Source organism: Cryobacterium aureum (genome assembly GCF_002954245.1).
Lineage (GTDB): Bacteria > Actinomycetota > Actinomycetes > Actinomycetales > Microbacteriaceae > Cryobacterium > Cryobacterium aureum.
The window spans coordinates 317,532-332,124 of the sequence record NZ_PPTG01000029.1 but is presented as its reverse complement, the minus strand read 5'-3'; the positions used below and the strand labels follow the sequence as shown (position 1 = coordinate 332,124).

The following is a 14,593-nucleotide window of genomic DNA, read 5'->3' as shown; positions in this document are numbered from 1 at the left end:
CTCGTATGAGTCGCCAGCCGGGCCCCGAAATACCCCTAACCAAGCAGTGTGTTCCAGAAAATCAGCAGGAGACGTCATGACATCACGCAGAGAAGTCTTGCAACTGGGCGCATTCGGTGCGCTCGGCGTCATCGGGATGAGCGGCGACGACGACGATCCGGTTTCCACCACCCCGCTCATGACGAAAAGCCAGCTGGCACCCGCGAATATGCCGGTGCCATACGCTGGCGTGTTCCGTCGTCCCCCCGAATTATTGCCCTACCAAACCGGCTTCGATGACGGTGACCCGTCACGTCCCTTTGCCCGCTACGCCCTCACCCAGAAGCTCGGCCAGGCTCAGTTCGTTCCCGGGCTGTCAACGACGGTCGCTGGCTACAACGGGATCTTCCCTGGCCCGACCATTCGGCTGGGCCAGGGGACCAGGAGCGAGGTGCGCATTCGCAACGCTCTGCCGACCAACGGTCTGCTGCACCCGAGTGCGTTCAACACCGTCACCCACCTGCACGGCTCGGCATCGCTGCCGCAGTACGACGGCTACGCTAACGACTTCACCGCCGTCGGCAAAGTCAAGAACTATCAGTACCCCAACTGGCAGTCGGCGCGCACGCTGTGGTATCACGACCACAACATGCACCAGACCGCGCAGAATGTGTACTCGGGGTTGGCTGGCATCTATGCCCTGCACGACCCCTTTGAATTGGCGCAGCTGCCCCAGGGCGAATTCGACGTGCCGCTCATGATTTCCGATGCCATGTTTAAAGCCGACGGCTCACTCGGCTACAACGACAACGGCCACAAGGGGGTGTGGGGTGACATCATCATGGTCAACGGTGTGCCGTGGCCCACGATGAAGGTCAAGCCCCGGATCTACCGGTTTCGAGTGCTGATCGCCTCAATCGGACGCTCCTACCGGCCGACCCTCTCGACCGGTGAGCCGATTTACATCGTCGGCACCGACGGCGGCATGACGCCTACGGTTCAAGCCGTGAGATCGTGGCGCCAGGGCACGGCCGAACGCTACGAGATTCTGATCGACTTTCGCAAGTACAAGCCAGGGCAAGCGGTCGAGCTGCGAAACCTCAGCAACAAGAACAACGTGGACTTCGCCAACACCGGCAAGATCATGAAATTCGAGGTCGTAGCCGACTCCGGTTCGAACGCCGGTTCCATCTCGGCCATCCCCACTTCCCTCGACGATGGCGGCGCGGTCCATCCCGAACTGGGCGGCCTGTCCACCATGAGCCTCACGCCCGACATGGCCAAGGTGAAGCGAAAAATGGTGGTGGAGCGCGGGAACGGCATGTGGAAAATCAACGGCACGACCTGGGCCGACGTGGAGAAGTCGAATTTCACCAAGCTGTTCGGCAATCCTCAGCCCTACGACGTGGAGCAGTGGACCATCACCAACTCCTCGGGCGGCTGGTTCCACCCGGTACACATCCACCTAGTGGACGGCAAGATCATCGGGCGCAATACCAACGGAGGCAAACCGTTCGCCTGGGAGAATGGCCCCAAGGATGTCTTCTATGTTGGTGAAAATGAATCCGTCACGGTGCTGATGCAGTTCGATACCGGCAAGGCTTCCGGCGGTCGCTACATGATTCACTGTCACAACCTCTCGCACGAGGACCACGACATGATGATTCAGTTTGCCGTGGGCGATTATCGGGTGAACGATCCGATCAGCTCGGACGTTCCGGTGGTCGACACGACACCGATGGGTTCCTTCCCGCCGGCTTATCGCCCGGGTTTGCCGGCGGGCACCTAATTGTTCCCCCGACCTGCCCGCCCTGCGCGCCGAGCTCGAGCGGCGGGCGACGGATGCCAGCCTGACGTTGTCAGATATCGCCCCGATGTTCTCCCGGCGGGACTCCTCGACCAGGCTGTGCCCGAGCTGACGATGTTGCTGCCCGCCGGTACGACGGCTGCCCAAACGCGCGCCTTAATCGCGCCGGAAGCATCCGTTTCGACAGATTCGGCAAGTGATGCCCCAACCTATTTCGTGGTCGACGTGCTGGTGCATGTTCTTCGATTTGAGGTGACCTCGGTGCGCGTCACGCCTGGACCCTGGATTGGCTATTGGACCGGCCTCTCGGCGCTGCTGTTTGCGACCGTGTCGATCATGCTCTGGAGCGGGTTTCAGCGGCGGCGTCGAATCATGGTTACCGTATTCGAGCGGGAGCAATCCGTTCAAGGGTCGCCATGACCGACGTACCACCGCCCCTCCAGGACCGTACCTCGAGTGAGCCGCCGGCGACCTCGATGGTATCGCGCATGATGCGTAGGCCCAGATGATTCTCGGGGGCATCTTCGGACAAGTCGAAGCCGCATCCGTTGTCGTGGATGAGCAGGATGGTTCGGTCTGCATCTTGCATAAGCGACAGCTCTAATAAGCCGGCCTTGGCATGCTTGACGGTGTTGGCGAGCACCTCTCGGGCCACCCGATAAAACATCGCGGCTCGGTCTCGATCAAGGTCACAGCCGGGGGGGATATGCAGTTTGACCTCAATGCCGTGCTCGAGCAGCGGTGCGGCCAGCCGAGTGAGGGCGGCCGGCAGCCCGAGTTCGGCCAGATCGGGCGGGTAGAGCTCAGTGGTCATGGCGCGCAGGGTGCGCACATTCTTTTGCAGGATGGCCTTAGCCTGGCCGAAGAGCGCCTGGTTCTCGGGGGCCGAGTGTCGTTCCTCGGCCTCGAGGGCATAGGACAGTCCAGCAAGATCCTGGATGACTTCGTCGTGTAGGTCGCGCGCAATGCGCTGTCGTTCCAGATCGGAAGCATCGATCGCGTGCTGCAGAAGTCGGCGCTTGGTTGATTGGTGGCCCTGAATTCGCCGGGCGAGCTGTACGGCCGGAAATAACTGGGCCAGTTGCAATGCGCCGAGCGACAGCAGGAACGCGGGGATTAGGCCGACCACGAGAGCATTCTGCTCGTCATGGACGGCGTCGTCGTTGAAGTACGCCTCAAGAATCAGCGACTGCCCGTTGGCAGCCGTGGTGCGTACGTGCACCTCGACCAATCCGCCGGATTGTGATTCGTGCACGTCGTCTGGGTCGTCTTGCACGCCGAGATTGGCACGCCCCTTTCCACCGGCGAGTAGCTCAGGAGCAAAGCTGGGGAGTTCGAAGACCTGTCCGATCAGGGATGGAAAATCGGAGTAGACGATGCGACCCTCGGCATCCCAGACCTTGACGCGCACGAGGGAGCCGTCGGAGATACGGGGGGCGAGGCGGTCGTCGAGGTACCGAGCAGACCCCGTCACACCGGCGATGAGGTCATCGCTCACGAGTGGCCCGACGGAGTAATCGGCGAGGCGCTGAGTCTGGTTGATGGCATTTTCCATGGCATTACTCTGGGATTCTGCTCGAACCCACAGGGCGGCCGGCGCGGCGACGACAAACATCGCAATGGCGCCGACAACAATAAAACGACTGACGGCGGCGTGAATCTCGGAGCGTTCCTCTGACCGGGTCCGGTCGATTTTGCTCGGCCTCGCCGCCGTCGGACTAGACATGCTGCGCGGGAACCAAACCCAGTCGCGTGGCAATGACGACGGCCTCCAATTGCGAGTGTGCCCCAAGCTTGCCCAGGATCGCTTTGACGTAGCCGCGGCAGGTGTTCTCGGAAATTCCGAGAACCTTGGCGTTGGCCCGCACGTCGGAGCCCTCGCCCATGAGACGGAGCACGGCGAGTTCGCGCTTGGTCAGCTCGGGAAAGGGAATCTCTTCGCTGCGCTGGCGGCGCCGGGCGCTGAGCAGCCCAACGAGGGATGGATGCACGATGAAACCACCGAGGCGCGCGTGCCGCAGGGTGTCGAGCACCGTCGCGAGCGATCCGTCCTTGGGCAGGAACGCGCATACCCCGATTGCGGCGGCCTGTTCAAGGGCCTCGAGGGCAGGGTCGCCGGTGAGGATGACAATGCGAGTATGGGGTGCGCGGGCGAGGATCGCGGTGGCGGCGACGAGGCCGCTGCCGTCGGGCAGGTGGTAGTCCATGACGACGACGTCGGGGATGAGCTCCAGGCAGGCGGCGATGCCGGTGGCCACGCTGTTGGCCCAGCCGACGCTGCACAAATCGGGTTCGCGATTGAGGGAACCGGTGAGCAGCTCGGCGAAGGTGGTGTGGTCGTCAACGATGAGAATACGAATTTGTCCCAGAGGGGTTGTATCGACCGTGACAGAACCGGGTAGGGACGCGGTCGCGATGGTCCCCTGCAGATTGGGTTCGATCGGGGACATCTGCGCGGTCATGTGCGGGGGCCTTTCTGCCCGTTCGTGAGTTTGGATGTTGCCGGACCACACCGTGCGATTCCGGCAGGCGAGACAAGTATCAGTTTTACCTGAGTTTTTGTCGAGTCCTGTTTCTTTTGCCCCCCATGTGGTAGACCGGCGGGCGCAGGTTCGGCCAGCTCAGGCGCGAGCAACGGCGCGTCGCAGAAATGACGTGACAACATCAGTAGCCTCCCTGAGGGAATCCGCGACCGGCACTGGTCGGGGAGAAGTAGTGGTGGCAGGGCGCGAGGCCGGGCCGCTGGCGGTTGACGCTTGAAGTTGGTCGTGCAACATGAGGAGCGCGGATAAAACGTCAGCCAGGTCGCCGTCCCCGTCAGCTGTCGCGTGCAGCAGCCGAAGCTGAGCTGCGCGCAGAATCGGGCCGGGAGCGCAGCCCAACTCGTCCTGCATTGCGCGGCGACAGCGGTCGTAGGCTTGCAGGCCCTCGGCGTGGCGCCCGCTTGCCTCCAATCCGAGAATGAGGGCCGTCCAGGCTCGTTCGTTCAACGGCTCGTCGACCAGAGCCAGGTTCGCGAAATCGAGGGCGTCATCAATCCGGTGCAGGGCTGCGGCGGTTTCCGAAGCGAGAATGCGGGCGCTAGTAAGGCGGGCGGCGTGCAGATCGCGGGCCTCCGTTGCCCAAGCCGGCAGAAGTTCGTCGCCGAGGAGCGGTGCGGCGGCGAGGTCCAGAGCGCGCAACAACAGGGGATACGCGAGGCCCGGAATGGTCTTCTGCGCTCGCTGCAGCAGCACGTCGAACTGGTCCAGGTCGACGTCGACCAGTTCACGGTCCAACACGTAGCCGCCGGTCGTGGTCTGCAGCGGGCCGAATTTTCCCGCGCCGGGCTGCAGGTGGCGACGGAGAACGCTGACGTAACTTTCGAGGGTGGGCAGGGCTTCGACCGGAGCGCTCGCGCCCCAGAGCAGTTCAATGAGGCGGTCTTTGGAGACCGGCAGCCCGAGGTTCACGAGCAGAATTTCGAGGATTTGACGGGGTTTGGGCCCGCCCAACTGGTGGGCGTGCAGCACGATTGATCCCCGTCGAACGCTCAGGTTTCCAAAGACGTGCACGCTCAGGTGGGCCATGGGTGTCGCGGTGGGCTGTTCACGTATGTCGAATCCAATTGTCATGCTGACCTCCACTGTTGGAATGCGACCATGGTGCTCGCTTGCCGATGGGCGGGGGTAGCCGCGTGTGGAGTAGACATGGACCCCCAATTTCGGGGAGAAATTCTCAGGATGCGGTGTGGTGCCCGGTACTGAGCGACAAACGCGCCCCCTGCGGGCCGTCCAGAACCAGAGCGATGTCCCGATTTGGGATCTCAAAGACCAGGGTGGCCAGAACGGATGTCCCGGCCGCCGCCGCCTGCTGGCTCGGGTCGACCCAGAGCGACGTGGCACGAGATCCGATGCCGGACAGGGAGTAGTCGGCGGCGTCCAAAGACAGGCCGGCGGCATCCGCTGCGGTCAGTTCGAGCAGGATGCACACGCGGTGAGCGCCGGGCTGCACAGCGGCGCTGCGGGGACAGGGGTCGGACGGGCTGCGTCTGCCTGGTGGTTTCAGGATGCTTCGCGCCGTCGTCGGGGCGAACCAGACGCAGCGTCGCGTTTGCGGGAGCCATGGCGGAATCTTGATGCCGGTACCATGGAATAACCCTGCTGCCCCCCGGCTACCGCGTCGCTACCCGGTCGAGAAAACGACGGGTACGTTCGTGCCGAGGGTCGTCGAAGAGTTGGGCCGTGGAGCCCTGTTCCCCGATTTTGCCGGCGTCCATGAAGACGACGTAGTCGGCCACAGCACGAGCAAAACGCATCTCGTGCGTGACGATGACCATGGTCAGGCCTTCGGATGCAAGCTCCGCCATGACGGCCAGCACCTCGTCGACGAGTTCTGGGTCGAGAGCGGAAGTAGGCTCATCGAACAAGACGACCTCAGGGTTGATCGCCAACGCGCGGGCAATGGCGACTCGCTGTTGTTGACCACCAGACAGCTGGTGCGGGTACTTCGCGCAGTGTTCTGCCATACCGACTTTGCTCAGGACCGCCAGGCCGGCCTGTCGCGCGTCCACGCGGGACATCGTACGCAGGTGAGTGATCGCGAAGGTGACATTCTCTAGCACCGTCTTGTGCGGGAACAGGTTGAACTGTTGGAATACCATTCCGATGTGGCGCCGCTGTTTGGATATTCGCGGGTCGGCGGTGGCAACGAGGGTTCCTGTCCGGTTGAGCTGGTATCCCACGGGCTCGCCGCGATATTCAACTGAACCGCCGTCGATCATTTCCAGGGCGTTGAGTGTGCGGATCAGAGTGGTTTTACCCGAGCCGGACGGTCCGATGATGGCGATCACCTCGCCCTTGTGAACGGATAGGTCGACACCCTTCAGAACGTGGGTCGAGCCGAAGCTCTTCGTGGCCCCCGACACATCAATGACGATTTCACCCGCGTGGGGATTCTTACCTCGACTCGGCAGCGCGGGTGCAACCTCACCCATGATCTCGGAGACGTCAAGCTGGGTCTTTCGACGGGTGACATCCAGCCGACGCTCGACCAGCTTGAGGCCGCCATCAAAGAGGCTGACCAGTGCCACATAGAAAATTGCCACGACGAGAAGGGTCTCGAGCACCTTGAAATTCTGGGTATAGAGGCGCTGCCCTACCAGGAGCAGCTCGGTCAGGGAGATGGCGGAGACCAGTGAGGTCAATTTGATTATGGTCACCAGTTCGTTCGCGAGCGCCGGCAGTGCCACCCGAAAGGCCTGGGGGATGACGATGTGCGTTTGAACTCCGAGCCACGGAATGCCGAGTGCGCGCGCTGCTTCTCCCTGGCCTTTGGCGACGGAGAGGATGCCACCCCGATGGATCTCTGCGATGTACGCGGTCTCTGACAGCACGATGGCGATGAGTCCAGCGATGAAGGGTGAGCCGACGATCACCTGGAGTTCAGGGACGAGCTGGGGCGCGTTGTAGACGAAAATGAGCAGAACCAGCAAGGGCAGGCTGCGAAAGAGCCAGACGTAGATACCGAGCACCCACGACACCAGCCGGAACCGGGACTGCCGCCCAAGAGCAACCAGCATCCCCAGTACGACCGAGATGGCCCAGCCGAGGAGTGCGAGAACGACGACCGTTCCCGCGGCTTCGTAAAAGGGGGCGTGCGCGAAGAGCCCGACGACGTAGTTCCAGTCCATGTGTGTGTCCTTATCAGCGGTGGCCGGGCTCAGGCGAGTGTCAGTTACCGAGGATTTCAGCAACCTGAGCAGCATCAGGTTCAGCGAGGTTGTAGTCGCTCAGCAGGGCGTCGTAGCTGCCGTCGGCCTTCATCGACTGCAGTGCCGCCAGCAGCTTCTCGGCAAGGCCCGAGTTGCCCTTCTTGACCGCGAGCCCCACCGGGATCGGGTACAGCAATTCCGTGCTCGAAATTCGCACGGCATTCTCCGTGGCGGATTCAAGAGTGGATGCCACGCCCGCGTCGGTCAGCTGGGCGTCCACCTGCCCCGACAGGAGGGCCTGGGTGCCTTCGGGGTCTGTGGTGAACTCGCGTACATCGACCGCGGTCTGGCCGGACTCGACGCAGTCGGCCGAAGCGTCAATTCTCAGGCGCTGCACGATATCGCCACCCTTGATCACGGCGACGACCTTGCCACACAGGTCAGGGATGGTTTCCAGCGGTGATCCCCCGGCGGCGACGACGATGGAGTTGCCGGTTGAGAAGTAGGGGATGTAGTCGACCTCGGCGGCGCGTTCCTTGGTGATGTACAGCGCCGAAGCAATGACATCGAAACGATCAGATTTGATGCCGGCGATGAGCTGCTCAAAGCGAGTGTCTTCGTACGAGACTGTCATGTCCATCGCTTCGGCGAGAGCCAGGGTGATGTCGGGGTCGAAGCCGGCCGGTGTTTCGCCATCAAGAAAAGCGTAGGGAGGGTAGGTGAGGTCGGACCCCACGGTGAGCACATTTTCATCGGCCGCAACATCCGTCGCCGGCGCACAGGACGTCAGCAGCAGAAGAGCTGCTGCCGAAAGCGCGACGGTCCCGATCGACAGGGAGATTCGTGATCGAGATGAAGATCGGACAAAGCGGTTGAGTAATGTCATAATTCACAGACTAGAGATTGTTCAACAATAAAGGCAAGCAGGAATTGTTTCAACAAAGTAAATTCTCAAATCGGCGAGATATTTGCAGGCATGGAGAAGTAAGCTCCGTATAGAGACCGGTGAGCGGATTATTATTGTTCAGCAATAAGAGAGCGGATTGATGATGAAAGACGTCGGGGTGGATGTCGTCTCAGCGCAACCCGTGGAGGCCCTGACGGCCGACCGGGTTGCAGTGGCCCTGCGGGCAGCGATTCTGCAGGGGCACCTGATGCCGGGCACCCGCTTGAAGGACGTGCAGCTAGCTGCGCAATTCCAGGTCTCTCGAAACACGCTCCGCGATGCCATCCGACAGCTCACGAGTGACGGTCTCGTCACCACCCAGCTCCACATCGGTAGCGCGGTACGCATTCTCACCGAGGACGACGCCCGTGACATCTATGCGGTGCGCCGCGCATTGGAAACCGCTGCGATCCTCGGCAGTTCCCGCGCCACCAGGGAACAGCTCACCTCGATTTCGCGAGCCGTGAACCTCGCCTCTGACGCAAATCACAACTCTCGGTGGCGCGATGTCGGGACGGCCAGCCTGGAGTTCCATCAGGCGCTCGTCGGGTTGTGTGGCTCACCGCGGCTCGATGCCTTCTTCGCTAATATCCTGGCCCAGTTACGGCTTGTGTTCTCAGTCATGCCCGATGAATCTGAGTTTCAATTCGAATGGGTTGCGCGAGACGCTCAGCTCGCGTCGCTGATTCTGGCGGGTCGTCGAGCGGATGCCGCGGCCGAGTTAGACAGGTACCTCGAGAGCTCTGAAGCGCTCATCATCGACGCCATTCGCGCTAGCCGTGCAAAAGCGTTTCCCCGGCGCGACAGCGCCCTAATCGAAGGACAGACAATACAGTGAGCGTTCAAGCCGCCTATCAGGCCACCGCCGGAAGTCCCCTCGATGTGGATCGCGAGTTCTACGGGCGCATCGCTAGTGGTGCCGGGCGGGAGCTGACCGAGCAATTCACCATCCCCATTCGGAGTGGCCGGGCGTGGAAGGTTCCCGCTGGCCACGTCTGCCGTATTCTGACGGTGGATGGGCCACAGGTCGGCGATCTGAACATGTGGAGTTTCGACAATCCCCGCGAACGGTTCTGGGCGGCGCGAACACGTCAGTTGCATGCGGCCCACGTCTCGACTTATGACCGATTCTGGTCGACTCTCCCGTACCTGCGGCCCCTGGCGACGATCGTCGCTGACACGCTCGAAAACTATGGTGTCGACCAGGATGGTGGCCGTGTTCACGACACCCTGGGAACTCGTTGCGATCCGTATGTCAACCGGATGCTGACCGGGATCGACGATGACGTGCACTGTCATTCCAACCTGACCCGCGCCATCCTGCCCTATGGGTTGACGGAACTCGATGTGCACGACGTGCTCAACGTCTTTCAGTGCACGGGGCTCAACGAGAACGATCAATACTTCATGAAAGCCTGCCCAGCCACACCCGGCGACTACTTTGAATTCTTTGCCGAGACTGACCTTCTCGTGGCGCTGTCCACCTGCCCGGGCGGTGATTTATCCGTTCCATTGTGGGGACCCGACGCTCAGGACCCCCTGGAATTCTGCCATCCCATCGGCATCGAGGTTCATCGGCTGGACCCAGTCCTCCTCGGCCAGTGGAGCGAACCGAAGTTTGCCGCCTACTCCGGCCAGCACGGACTGCGCTATGTCAACGATTGACCTCAACAGCGACGTCGGAGAGTCGTTTGGCAATTGGACGTTCGGCGACGACGCGCTGGTAATCGCTTCGGTGACGAGCGTCAACGTCGCCTGCGGCTTTCACGCCGGCGACCCCAGCACTATTCGGTCGACCTGCGAGGCTGCGGCCGCCGCGGGGGTCACGGTGGGCGCTCATCCGGGATATCGCGACCTGGTCGGCTTCGGCCGTCGGTTTCTTGATATCGAACCCCGCGATCTCACCAACGACGTGATCTATCAGGTCGGGGCCCTGCAGGCGCTCGCGAGGGTCTCTGGTACTCGAGTCTCGTACGTCAAACCGCACGGCGCCCTGTACAACACCATTGCTCACCACGAGGTTCAAGCCCGCGCAGTCGTCGAAGCGATCCTCGCCGTCGACACTGCACTGCCGATCATGGTGTTACCGAACTCGACGATTGAATCTGTCGCGCGTGCGGCTGGTCTGCGAACGGTTGCCGAGGCGTTTGCCGACCGGGCGTACCACCCGGATGGGACGCTGGTCTCCCGGACTCTGCCCGGATCGGTGCTGCACTCGGTTGCCGCTGTCACGGACCAGGCCATTCTGCTCGCCGAATCCGGACAGGTGCGCTGCCTGGACGGCACCGTCATCACTCTGCCCGTGGAGAGCATCTGTTTGCACGGTGACACGCCGGGGGCGGCCAGTATGGCTGCAACGATACGATCAGCGCTCGGTGAAGCCGGCATCAACGTTCAAAGTTTCGTCTAGCGAATGCCGCGACGGATCGAGTCGGTGCAGCTGCTCAGCGACCGAGCTCTGCTCGTGGAATTGGAGTCACTCGCCGACGTATTGGCCGTGCAGTCTGAACTGACGATCAACCCTGCTTCAGGTCAGGTCGATGTCATCGCCGGAGCGGGGACCGTCGTGGTGACGACTCGCACGACGCAGGCCCTGCACTCCCTGGCTCAGCGACTTCAGCAATTCGATCTCGCCAATCAGGCCATAGGTTCCGGGCTGACTCATTCAGACCTGATCACCATCGACACGGTTTATGACGGACCCGATCTGGACGGTGTGGGGCTGCTCACCGGGATGACCAGGGAGAGTGTCGTGGCCGCTCACAGCTCCCAGCTCTGGAAGGCCGCCTTCGGCGGCTTCGCGCCCGGTTTCGCGTACCTCATCGGGGAGAACGAGAAGCTGACCGTGCCGCGCCAGGATATCCCGCGGGTGCTGGTTCCCGAAGGGTCAGTAGCCCTCGGCAATAACTATTCGGCGATCTACCCTCGTGCGTCACCCGGAGGATGGCAGCTGATCGGACGCACCGACGCCGATCTCTGGAACCTTGATCGTGCCGACCCTGCCCTGCTGCGACCCGGATGCCGCGTGCGATTTCGTCCGGTTCGCGCTCAAGCCGCGGCGGCGAGTGGCCACACCCGAGCAGCTGAGCTGTCGAGTGAACCCCCCGCGGGAGGCCTCCGTGTCATCTCCCCAGGGCTGCAGACGACGGTGCAGGATCTCGGTCGGCCCGGGCTCGCCCACCTCGGCGTCACGCAATCGGGAGCGCTCGACCGGGGAGCGCTCGCGCGGGCCAATCGGCTCGTCGGCAATTCTCGGGGAGCGGCCGGGCTCGAGCACGCACTGGGCGGCCTGACGCTGGAAGCCGGATCGGATCAGGTTCTCGCCGTCACCGGCGCAGACGCTACCCTACACATCCGGCGGGCAGCAGACGCCACGGGGCGCGAAGTGGCGAGCGAGATGGCGTTCGCACTCCTCGCCGGTGAACGGCTGACCATCGGCGCGCCGCGCCGCGGGGTGCGCAGCTATGTCGCCGTTCGTGGCGGGATCGATGGCGCTGTCACCTTGGGCAGTCGGTCTACCGACACGCTGTCCGGCCTCGGCACGAGTGCGCTCACCGCCGAGACTCAACTCGCTGTTGTACTCCTGCGAACCGGCGGTATCGTCGGCAATCCAGAGCTGGGCCGCCCGGACCTGCCCGACGTAGCAAGCGTGACGGAACTCCGTTTCACTCCGGGGCCCCGCGCATCGTGGTTCAGCGCGCATACCCTAGCCCGGTTCGGTGCTCAGGAATGGACTGTGACGACGCAATCCAACCGAATCGGCATCCGTCTGTCGGGAGAACCGTTGCTGCGCAGCCGACCGGGCGAGATGGCGAGCGAAGGCACTTTGAACGGGTCGATCCAGATACCGCCTTCGGGACTTCCCGTCTTGTTCCTCGCCGACCACCCGGTGACGGGTGGGTATCCCGTACTCGGCGTCGTGCTGGATGCGGATATCGATCGTGCGGCCCAGCTTCCGGCTGCTTCACGCATCCGCTTTGTCAGTGTGCCGACTGCACCCGTTGTCCGTGCAGATTTTCGCACCACGAGTAATGCCCAAAACCAGGAGTGATCGAGGCCTATGAAGAAAGTTCTCATCGCCAATCGAGGCGAAATAGCCATTCGGATTATTCGCGCCTGCGACGACGCCGGCCTTCGCTCGGTGGCCGTCTACGCAGATATCGACGCTGACGCGTGGCACGTCAGCCTGGCCTCGGAGGCCTGGGCGCTCAACGGAGTCAGCCCGGCCGAAACCTACCTGAACGCCACGAAATTGCTGGCCTGCGCGCGGGCATCGGGTGCCGATGCGGTGCATCCCGGCTATGGTTTCCTGTCTGAGAATGCTGACTTTGCCGACGCCGTGATCGACGCCGGCCTGACCTGGATCGGTCCGACGCCGCGGGCAATCCGGTTGTTGGGAAACAAAGTCTCTGCTCGGGAGATCGCGATCAAGGTTGGTGCCCCGCTCGTCGTCGGCTCCACCGGTACGGTGAGCAACGCCTCGGAGGTGGAGGAGTTTGCCGCGCGTGAAGGGCTTCCCATTGCCATCAAGGCAGCGTTCGGCGGCGGCGGTCGCGGCCTGAAAATCGTTCGCGAGCTCGATGAAATTCCGGAGGCTTTCGCGGCCGCGGTACGTGAGTCGCAAGCCGCCTTCGGCCGCGGCGAGTGTTATGTCGAGCGCTTTCTCGATCGCCCGCGGCACGTCGAAGCCCAAATTCTGGCCGACAGCCACGGCAATGTGATCGTCGTCGGTACCCGTGATTGTTCGCTCCAACGTCGAAATCAAAAGCTGGTCGAAGAAGCCCCTGCGCCCTTTCTCAGTGCCGCACAACACGATGAGATTGTCACGTCAGCCAAGGCGATCTGCCGCGAAGTGGAGTACGTCGGCGCGGGAACGGTTGAGTACCTCATCGCCGAAGATGGCTCGGTGTCTTTTCTTGAGGTGAATACCCGGTTGCAGGTTGAGCACCCCGTCACCGAAGAAACGTCGGGAATCGATATCGTGTTGGCGCAGTTGGCCATCGCGGACGGCCGGCCCGTGCCTGTACTGCACGATGTGGAACCGTGCGGGCATGCCTTTGAGTTTCGGATCAATGCCGAAGATGTCGGCCGTGGATTCTTGCCCTCTCCCGGCCGGGTTGCCAGCTTCACGATCCCGTCGGGGCCGGGAATCCGGGTGGATTCCGGCGTGCGCAGCGGTTCAATCGTTCCGCCCGAGTTTGATTCGCTGCTGGCCAAGCTCATCGTCACGGGTGCGACGCGGGAGCAGGCCCTGCGCCGGGCTCGTCGTGCGCTGGCCGAATGCGAAATAACCGGCCTTCCGACTGTGCTTCCTTTTCATCGGGCCGTGGTCGATGATGCGGCCTTCACGGCAGAAGACCGACTCGGTGTCTACACCGGGTGGATCGAGGCCGAGTTCGTGAATCGAATCGGTGGTGATCCGCAATTCTCACCGACGCCGCCGGAGGAACCGCGACGGACGATCACCATCGAATTGAACGGCAAGCGGATGGCGCTGGGGCTCCCGGCGTCATTGTGCGAACCACTGGTTGGACGTGACAGCAGTTCTCTGTCGACGGACCAGCGGCAGCAACCCTCGGCGACCGAAGACGCTCGAGCGCTGCGATCGCCGACGAGTGGATCGGTCGTGAAGTGGTTGGTACGTTCCGGTGAAACAGTGACTCAGGGTCAGCCGATTCTTATTCTCGAAGCCATGAAGATGGAATCCACCGTGACCGCCCACCGAGACGGTATTGTCGGTGACCTCGGTTACGGAATCGGTGGGAATATCACATCAGGGGACACGATCGTGTTGATCGACGCCGGACCGGACTCGCCGGTGTGACCCGCGGTCACCTCGGCGGGGGCGGTGGCGACGATGCTCACGCCGAAGTAGTCGTAGATGGTGCCTCTTCGTCGCTCGTGATGGCACCGCGGAGGCATACGAACGGGCTCGAGTAGCGGCAACCTGCCGCTCGTCCAGCCGTGAGTTTTCGGTTGGGACCCACGCCGAGCCGTGCGTTACGAGGCATTTTTCGCGGGCAAACTCACGCGTCGACGCCTCACCCGTGGTGCCGCGCGAGAACCCGAACGACCTCGTCATCGATGTCGACCGGCACAGTAGCGCTGCCGGTGTGTACCCGCTCGTGCGGGTCAGCTATCTGATCACCTGCGAGCAGTATGCGGATGC

13 protein-coding genes are annotated in these 14,593 nt (G+C 62.6%); 7 read left to right on the top strand and 6 right to left on the bottom strand.

Annotated elements, in window-relative coordinates; genetic code table 11:
- Nucleotides 1–76: 76 nt before the first annotated feature.
- Both CJ028_RS12735 and CJ028_RS20695 read left to right on the top strand, forming a co-directional pair.
- Nucleotides 77–1,768, top strand: coding sequence for a multicopper oxidase family protein (locus CJ028_RS12735; RefSeq protein WP_105035589.1), 1,692 nt, complete (start codon nt 77–79; stop codon nt 1,766–1,768).
- Between the two features lie 117 nt (nt 1,769–1,885).
- On the top strand, nt 1,886–2,206 hold the full coding sequence (locus CJ028_RS20695) for a hypothetical protein (protein WP_129590481.1): 321 nt from the start codon (nt 1,886–1,888) through the stop codon (nt 2,204–2,206).
- Here the strand turns inward: CJ028_RS20695 and CJ028_RS12730 are convergent.
- The 6 genes from CJ028_RS12730 to CJ028_RS12705 form a co-directional block, all read right to left on the bottom strand.
- Nucleotides 2,163–3,512 (bottom strand): sensor histidine kinase, encoded by a 1,350-nt coding sequence (locus CJ028_RS12730; RefSeq protein WP_105035588.1) that lies wholly within the window; start codon nt 3,510–3,512, stop codon nt 2,163–2,165. The two genes, CJ028_RS20695 and CJ028_RS12730, sit on opposite strands and share 44 nt — an antisense overlap.
- Nucleotides 3,505–4,248, bottom strand: a complete 744-nt coding sequence (locus CJ028_RS12725) for a response regulator transcription factor (RefSeq protein WP_105035587.1) — start codon at nt 4,246–4,248, stop codon at nt 3,505–3,507. Before CJ028_RS12725 ends, CJ028_RS12730 begins: the two co-directional genes overlap by 8 nt.
- A gap of 159 nt (nt 4,249–4,407) precedes the next feature.
- On the bottom strand, nt 4,408–5,400 hold the full coding sequence (locus CJ028_RS12720; protein ID WP_240607240.1) for an AfsR/SARP family transcriptional regulator: 993 nt from the start codon (nt 5,398–5,400) through the stop codon (nt 4,408–4,410).
- Between the two features lie 103 nt (nt 5,401–5,503).
- On the bottom strand, nt 5,504–5,758 hold the full coding sequence (locus tag CJ028_RS12715; protein ID WP_148666441.1) for a hypothetical protein: 255 nt from the start codon (nt 5,756–5,758) through the stop codon (nt 5,504–5,506).
- A gap of 181 nt (nt 5,759–5,939) precedes the next feature.
- Nucleotides 5,940–7,457 (bottom strand): amino acid ABC transporter permease/ATP-binding protein, encoded by a 1,518-nt coding sequence (locus CJ028_RS21745; protein WP_105035585.1) that lies wholly within the window; start codon nt 7,455–7,457, stop codon nt 5,940–5,942.
- 40 nt (nt 7,458–7,497) lie between these two features.
- Nucleotides 7,498–8,364, bottom strand: coding sequence for an ABC transporter substrate-binding protein (locus tag CJ028_RS12705; protein WP_105035584.1), 867 nt, complete (start codon nt 8,362–8,364; stop codon nt 7,498–7,500).
- A gap of 160 nt (nt 8,365–8,524) precedes the next feature.
- Between CJ028_RS12705 and CJ028_RS12700 the strand changes: the two genes are divergently transcribed.
- The 5 genes from CJ028_RS12700 to CJ028_RS12680 are packed head-to-tail and all read left to right on the top strand — an operon-like array spanning nt 8,525 to nt 14,248.
- Nucleotides 8,525–9,262, top strand: coding sequence for a GntR family transcriptional regulator (locus CJ028_RS12700; RefSeq protein WP_105035583.1), 738 nt, complete (start codon nt 8,525–8,527; stop codon nt 9,260–9,262).
- Entirely contained in the window at nt 9,259–10,089 is an 831-nt protein-coding gene (locus CJ028_RS12695) for an urea carboxylase-associated family protein (RefSeq protein WP_105035582.1), read from the top strand. The genes CJ028_RS12700 and CJ028_RS12695 overlap by 4 nt, the downstream gene beginning before the upstream one ends.
- Nucleotides 10,076–10,834 (top strand): LamB/YcsF family protein, encoded by a 759-nt coding sequence (locus CJ028_RS12690; RefSeq protein WP_105035581.1) that lies wholly within the window; start codon nt 10,076–10,078, stop codon nt 10,832–10,834. Before CJ028_RS12695 ends, CJ028_RS12690 begins: the two co-directional genes overlap by 14 nt.
- Before the next feature lie 3 nt (nt 10,835–10,837).
- A complete protein-coding gene (locus CJ028_RS12685) occupies nt 10,838–12,475 on the top strand; it encodes a 5-oxoprolinase subunit B/C family protein (protein ID WP_105035580.1) in 1,638 nt (545 codons plus the stop codon).
- Between the two features lie 9 nt (nt 12,476–12,484).
- Nucleotides 12,485–14,248, top strand: coding sequence for an acetyl/propionyl/methylcrotonyl-CoA carboxylase subunit alpha (locus CJ028_RS12680; protein WP_105035579.1), 1,764 nt, complete (start codon nt 12,485–12,487; stop codon nt 14,246–14,248).
- Nucleotides 14,249–14,593 lie beyond the last annotated feature (345 nt).

Coding starts and splice junctions, on each gene's coding strand:
- CJ028_RS12735 (WP_105035589.1), top strand. CDS start 77: ATGACATCACGCAGAGAAGTCTTGCAACTGGGCGCATTCGGTGCGCTC.
- CJ028_RS12730 (WP_105035588.1), bottom strand. CDS start 3,512: ATGTCTAGTCCGACGGCGGCGAGGCCGAGCAAAATCGACCGGACCCGG.
- CJ028_RS12725 (WP_105035587.1), bottom strand. CDS start 4,248: ATGACCGCGCAGATGTCCCCGATCGAACCCAATCTGCAGGGGACCATC.
- CJ028_RS12720 (WP_240607240.1), bottom strand. CDS start 5,400: ATGACAATTGGATTCGACATACGTGAACAGCCCACCGCGACACCCATG.
- CJ028_RS21745 (WP_105035585.1), bottom strand. CDS start 7,457: ATGGACTGGAACTACGTCGTCGGGCTCTTCGCGCACGCCCCCTTTTAC.
- CJ028_RS12705 (WP_105035584.1), bottom strand. CDS start 8,364: ATGACATTACTCAACCGCTTTGTCCGATCTTCATCTCGATCACGAATC.
- CJ028_RS12700 (WP_105035583.1), top strand. CDS start 8,525: ATGATGAAAGACGTCGGGGTGGATGTCGTCTCAGCGCAACCCGTGGAG.
- CJ028_RS12690 (WP_105035581.1), top strand. CDS start 10,076: ATGTCAACGATTGACCTCAACAGCGACGTCGGAGAGTCGTTTGGCAAT.
- CJ028_RS12685 (WP_105035580.1), top strand. CDS start 10,838: ATGCCGCGACGGATCGAGTCGGTGCAGCTGCTCAGCGACCGAGCTCTG.
- CJ028_RS12680 (WP_105035579.1), top strand. CDS start 12,485: ATGAAGAAAGTTCTCATCGCCAATCGAGGCGAAATAGCCATTCGGATT.